General features: G+C 66.2%; 6 protein-coding genes. 1 reads left to right on the top strand and 5 read right to left on the bottom strand.

The window, feature by feature from the left end; genetic code table 11:
- Positions 1 to 23: 23 nt before the first annotated feature.
- Complete coding sequence (locus ACNJ7E_RS40815) at positions 24 to 626, bottom strand: TetR/AcrR family transcriptional regulator (protein ID WP_418342492.1); 603 nt, start codon at positions 624 to 626, stop codon at positions 24 to 26.
- A gap of 68 nt (positions 627 to 694) precedes the next feature.
- Here ACNJ7E_RS40815 and ACNJ7E_RS40810 point away from each other — a divergent pair, with 68 nt between their 5' ends.
- Positions 695 to 1,642 carry a DMT family transporter gene (locus ACNJ7E_RS40810; RefSeq protein WP_418342491.1) on the top strand — a complete coding sequence of 316 codons (948 nt, stop codon included), beginning with the start codon at positions 695 to 697 and terminating at the stop codon, positions 1,640 to 1,642.
- 2 nt (positions 1,643 to 1,644) lie between these two features.
- On the opposite strand, the gene qcrB is transcribed toward ACNJ7E_RS40810, so the two are convergent.
- From qcrB to ctaE, 4 genes are all read right to left on the bottom strand, one after another.
- Positions 1,645 to 3,294 carry a cytochrome bc1 complex cytochrome b subunit gene (gene qcrB / locus ACNJ7E_RS40805; protein ID WP_105413747.1) on the bottom strand — a complete coding sequence of 550 codons (1,650 nt, stop codon included), beginning with the start codon at positions 3,292 to 3,294 and terminating at the stop codon, positions 1,645 to 1,647.
- Positions 3,295 to 3,323: 29 nt separating this feature from the next.
- Positions 3,324 to 4,466, bottom strand: coding sequence for a cytochrome bc1 complex Rieske iron-sulfur subunit (qcrA, locus tag ACNJ7E_RS40800; RefSeq protein WP_105413618.1), 1,143 nt, complete (start codon positions 4,464 to 4,466; stop codon positions 3,324 to 3,326).
- Entirely contained in the window at positions 4,463 to 5,314 is an 852-nt protein-coding gene (qcrC, locus tag ACNJ7E_RS40795; RefSeq protein WP_105413619.1) for a cytochrome bc1 complex diheme cytochrome c subunit, read from the bottom strand. Before qcrC ends, qcrA begins: the two co-directional genes overlap by 4 nt.
- A gap of 64 nt (positions 5,315 to 5,378) precedes the next feature.
- A complete protein-coding gene (gene ctaE, locus ACNJ7E_RS40790) occupies positions 5,379 to 5,990 on the bottom strand; it encodes an aa3-type cytochrome oxidase subunit III (protein ID WP_005260123.1) in 612 nt (203 codons plus the stop codon).
- Positions 5,991 to 6,000: the final 10 nt, after the last annotated feature.

Below are 6,000 nucleotides of genomic sequence, written 5' to 3'. Positions count from 1 at the left end.
TCGGCGCCTCCGCTTTGCCGTCACTAACGGGCCGGGCCTGCCGCCGCGGCGAGGAGCGCCGACGCCTGATCGGATGCGAGTCGCACCGCCTCGGGGAACACCTGCAGCCCGTGTGAGACCAGTGCCCCTTCGTGGAGCAGCATGACGGTGCGTGCGAGTGTCTCCGGGTCGCGCACCGACGCGTCCCGGCACACGCCGGTGAACAGGTCGAGCATCCACCGCTTCTGGCCGACGATGACGGCGTACGCCGGATGTGCCGGGTCGCTGATCTCCGCGTGCGCGTTGACCATGCTGCACCCCTTCGCGCTGTTCTCCGCGGTCCACTCCCGGGATGCGTCGAAGATCGCCGTCAGGCGCCGTCCGGGGGAGTCGCCGGCGGTGTCGAGGTGGCCGGCGAGAAACGCCCGCCACCGTTCGTCCCGGTCGGTGAGGTACTCGACGACGATCTGTTCCTTCGAACCGAAACGGTCGTAGAGCGTCTTCTTCGTGATACCGGCCTCGGTGGCGATGAGATCCACGCCGACCGCGTGGATTCCCCGCTCGTAGAAGAGGCGGCCGGCCGCGTCCAGCGCCCGCCTCGCTCCCGGTGTCAGCACGACGCGTCGCGGTGACGGCACAGATTCCATGACAAAAGTATACAGATCGGTATAGGTTGAAGAGGTATACCGATCTGTTTACTAGGTGGTGGTCAAACGTGAATGCGCTTCTCGCCGTGATGTTCGTCCTGTGCTGGAGCTCCGGCTTTATCGGGGCCAAACTCGGCGCCGGGGACGCGGCCCCTCTGACCGTACTGACCTGGCGGTTCCTGCCGCTCGCCGTCGCACTGGCCCTGGCGGCCGCCCTGTTCGGACGCGCACGGTGGCGGGGACTCGGGTCCCGTGCGCTCGGCCGTCAGGTGACAATCGGCGCGCTGTCGCAGACCGGATATCTGCTGACCGTCTACCAGGCGATCGGACTCGGCGTCTCGACCGGCACCACGGCACTGATCGACGGCACCCAGCCCCTGGTCGTCGCCGTGCTGGCCGGCCCGCTGCTGGGTCAGTACGTCGCGCCCCGGCAGTGGTGGGGGCTGCTGCTCGGACTGGCGGGGGTCGTGATCGTCACCGCAGGCGACGCCACCGCTGCGTCCGGCGTGTCGTGGTGGGCGTATCTCGTGCCGTTCGCCGGGATGCTGTCGCTGGTGGCCGCGACCTTCCTGGAGAGTCGCTCACCGACCGACACCGACCCCGTCGTGTCCATGACCGTGCACTGCGCGACCAGTGCCGTGCTCTTCACCGCCCTCGCCGCGTGCGCCGGACAGGTGTCGCCACCGCCGACGGCATCGTTCTGGTGGTCGGTGGCCTGGCTGATCGGCCTGTCCACGTTCGGCGGCTACGGCCTGTACTGGCTCGTGCTGCGTAGGAGTGGAGTCACCCGGGTCAATGCCCTGATGTTCCTGATGGCACCGGTGACGGCCATCTGGGGGACCGTGATGTTCGGCGAGCCGTTCGGAATCCTCACCGCACTCGGTCTACTTCTGGGACTCGGGGCGGTCGCGCTCGTGTTCCGCGCACAGCCGCGGGGGAGGGGAGCGGGCACGCTCACAGACGAGCAGAGCCCCGAACCGGACGTGGTTCGGGGCTCTGCTCGGTTGCGGAGGTGAGGCTAGTGGGCCTCGCCGTTGCCGGACGATCCGTTGCCGGAAGCCGACGAACCATTGCCGTGGGCGCGGTCCTGGTACTCCCGCAGCATCGTGAGCTGCTCGTGCTCGCCGTGGTGCAGGGCGTGCTCGAGAGCCAGGCTCTCCTCGACCGGGTCGGCCGTGACGAGGCTGCCGGAACCGGGCTTGCCGGCGGAACCGAGCTTGTTCATCTTCTTCGGGACGGTCGCACCCTGGTACTCGAGCGGGATCGGATGACCGTGGCCGTCGACCGGGCCGAGCGGCTGGTGGATCTCGATGTACTGACCGTTCGGCATCCGCTTGATGATGCCGGTCTCGATGCCGTGCTCGAGAACCTCACGGTCGCTGCGCTGGAGACCCAGGCAGAACCGGTAGGCCACGAAGAAGGCGATCGGAGGCAGCAACACCATGCCGATGCGGCCGATCCACGTCATCGCGTTCAACGAGATGCTCAGGTGGTACGCGATGATGTCGTTGATGCAGGAGATCGTCAAGACGGCGTAGAACGCAATCGCCATCGCACCGATCGCGGTACGCACCGGAACGTCACGCGGACGCTGCAGCAGGTTGTGGTGAGCGTCGTCCTTGGTCAGACGCTTCTCGATCCACGGGTAGGCGATCAGCACCGTGAACACCAGACCCATGATCAACGCCACGGCGAACACCGACGGAATGGTGTAGCGGTCGAACAGGTAGATGTCCCACGCCGGCCACAGGCGGGCCAGGCCGTCCGTCCACATCATGTAGATGTCGGGCTGCGAACCTGCCGACACCTGCGACGGGTTGTAGGGGCCGATGGTCCAGACCGGGTTGATCTGCAGCACGCCACCCATCACGGCGAGCACACCGAACGTGATCGCGAAGAACGCACCCGACTTGACGGCGAACACCGGGAGGATGCGCACACCCACGACGTTGTTCTCCGTGCGGCCGGGGCCGGGGAACTGCGTGTGCTTCTGGTACCAGACGAGCGCGAGGTGACCGGCGATCAGGGCGAGGATGATGCCCGGGAACAGCAGGACGTGCGCGACGTACAGGCGGGGGATGATCAGGTCGCCGGGGAAGTCGCCGCCGAAGATCAGCCAGTGCATCCAGGTGCCTGCGATCGGGATGCTCAGCGTGATGCCGGAGAACGCGGCGCGCAGGCCCGTGCCGGACAGCAGGTCGTCGGGGATCGTGTAGCCGAAGAATCCCTCGAACATCGCCAGGATCAGCAGCAGGCAGCCGATGACCCAGTTGGCCTCACGCGGACGCCGGAAGGCGCCGGTGAAGAAGATGCGCATCAGGTGCACGACGATCGACGCCGCGAACATCAGCGCCGCCCAGTGGTGGATCTGACGGACGAACAGACCGCCGCGAACCTCGAACGAGATGTTCAGCGTGGTCTCGTACGCGCGGGACATCGTGACGCCGCGCAGCGGCTCGTACGCACCGTTGTAGACGACGTGCGCCATCGACGGGTCGAAGAACAGGGTCAGGTAGACACCGGAGATCAGCAGGATGACGAAGCTGTACAGCGCGATCTCGCCGAGCAGGAACGACCAGTGGGTGGGGAAGACCTTGTTGATCTGCCGCCGCATTCCCGCTGCGAGGTGGTAGCGCGAGTCCATCGCTTCGGCCTGGCCGGTGGCCATCGCGCTCAGTTTGGACGGTTTGTTGTCGGTCACGGTCGACGCTCCCAAAATGCCGGGCCGAGAGCTTCGATGTAGTCACCCGTTGTGACTAGGAAACCCTCTTCGTTCACTGTAATAGGCAACTGCGGAAGTGCACGAGCGGCCGGACCGAAAATCGGCTTTCCGTAGGTCAGCGCGTCGAACTGCGACTGGTGGCACGGGCAGAGGATTCGGTTGGTCTGCTGTTCGTACAGGGAGGTGGGGCAGCCGAGGTGGGTGCAGATCTTCGAGAAGGCGAAGTAGTCGCCGTAGTTGAAGCTCTCCTGGCCCTTGCGCTTGGTGACCCGCGCCGTGTCCTCCGTGCGGAGGCGGATGAGCATGGTCGCGTTGCGGATGCCGCGCAGCGCCTCGAGCAGCGCGTCGTGGTCGCCGCGGTCGGACTCACGGAACGGGAACACCGTTTCCATGGCGCCGGCGTCCAGGTCTTCCGGGCGGACGAGGACGACGTCCTCGGGGCGACCGGTGTCGCGGCGCAGGTAGATGGTCTCGCCCGCGTAGCGGGGCGTCCATCCCGACACCCACAGCGGGGAGTCGTCGCGCTTGGCCCACGGGTTCTTGACCAGACCACCGAGGGGCATGACGGACATGATGCCGAGGGCACCGCCGCCGAAGATGAGGGTGCGCTTGAGGAGCTTGCGGCGTCCCAGCGTCGACGTGTCGAACGAGTCGCCGAGTTCCGCGACGATCGTCTTGCGATCGACCTCGGACGATCCACCGTCGTGGCGGTCCTGGATGGACACCTCTTCGGGGATGAACTTCTTGGTGAACTGCACCGCTCCGACACCGAGGCCGAGGATGGCCAGACCCATGGTGAGGCCGATCAGCGGCGTGTACAGGCTGTAGGCCGAGTAGTGCTCCTCGCCGGCGCCTGCGTACTCCCAGGGCCAGAAGAGGTAGATCGCGATGAACGCGATCGCCGAGATGCCGGAGAGAGCGAACCAGAAGGCGACCGACCGCTCGGCGCGCTTCTCGGCCTTCGTCCCCGGAACCGCCCAGCGGTTGCGGCGGAACGCGACATCGACGTGGTCGAGGTTGGTGCCGAGCTCGACCAGTTCGTCGCGGCTCAGGTTCTCGAGTTCTGCATCCGTGTACTTCTTTGGCGTGGCGCCGCCCGGCTGGCCAGCGTCGCTCATGACCTTGCTCCGATCCACAGTGCTGCACCGACGACAGCGATGATTCCGATGACCCACATGGCCAAGCCCTCGGAGGCGGGACCGATGCCGCCGAGTCCGTAGCCGCCGGGCTGCTTCGTCTCGCCTGACGACTTGATGTAGGCGATGATGTCCTTCTTCTCCTCGAGGGTCAGCTGACGGTCCGAGAACTTGGGCATGTTCTGCGGGCCGGTGACCATCGCGGCGTAGATCTGCTGCTCGCTGGCCGGGTCGAGGACCGGCGCGTACTTACCGGACGAGAGCGCACCGCCACGCCCGGTGAAGTTGTGGCAGGACGCGCAGTTGAGGCGGAAGAGCTCGCTGCCGCGTCCGATGTCGCCGCCGCGCAGCGACGACTGGGCGATCTCGCCGTTCTCGTCGCGGATGACGGTGGGGCCGCCACCGTTGGCCTGGACGTACGCGCCGATGGCGTCCGTCTGCTCGGCGTCGAACTTGACGGGCTTGCGCTCGACCTGGGCCTCGTTGCGCGAGGCCGGCATGCGTCCCGACGACACCTGGAAGTACACGGCTGCCTCGCCGACACCGATCAGGCTCGGTCCGCGATCCTGCACACCCTGCAGGTTCGCGCCGTGGCACGTGATGCACGACGTGTCGTACAACTGCTTGCCCTCGCGGATCAGTGCTGCCTGATCGTCGGTGGCGGTGGCCACCTGCGGGGTCGGCGTCAACGCGGACGCGAGGAAACCGGCGCTGACCAGTCCCATCATCAGGACCAGGGCGCCCGTGACGCGCCTGCGGAGCTTCCGCTGGCGGCGTGCCTTCGCGGCAGACGCTGTGGTATCGGATGCGGGAGGGGGGGATGAACTCATCTGTATCCCTTTGGTATGTCGGGACGGACTGGACGTCAGGGGGCTGCCTGGGGCGTTCAGCTGATCAACGGATGAAATAGATCGTGGCGAACAGGCCGATCCACACGATGTCGACGAAGTGCCAGTAGTACGAGACGACGATGGCGGCGGTGGCCTGGGCGGGCGTGAACTTGCTGACCTTGGTGCGTGCGATCAGGAAGACGAACGCGATGAGGCCGCCGATCACGTGCATGCCGTGGAAGCCGGTGGTCATGTAGAACACCGAGCCGTACACGCTGCTGGAGATCGAGGTGCCGTGCTCGACGAGGTGGATGTACTCGTAGGCCTGGCCGAGGACGAAGAAGGTGCCCATCGCCAGCGTCAGGAGGTACCACCGGCGGAGGCCGAAGACGTCGCCGCGCTCGGCCGCGAACACACCCATCTGGCAGGTGAACGACGAGGCGATCAGCACCAGCGTCACCGGTACGGCGAGGAACAGATTCAGCTCGGTCGGCTCCGGCGGCCAGTTCCCATTCGCCTGTGCTCGCGCCACGAAGTACATGGCGAAGAGCCCTGCGAAGAACATGAGCTCACTTGACAACCACACGATGGTGCCAACGCTGACCATGTTAGGTCGGTTCAGCGAGTGCACGCGTTGGGTGATTGCTGATCCTGAAGTCCCTACTGCGCTCGTCACAGACAGAAGT

The organism is Rhodococcus mengyinensis (assembly GCF_048381435.1).
Lineage (GTDB): Bacteria > Actinomycetota > Actinomycetes > Mycobacteriales > Mycobacteriaceae > Rhodococcus_F > Rhodococcus_F opacus_D.
Note: the sequence above shows the minus strand (reverse complement) of the source record. Positions and strands in the feature narration are given on the sequence as shown.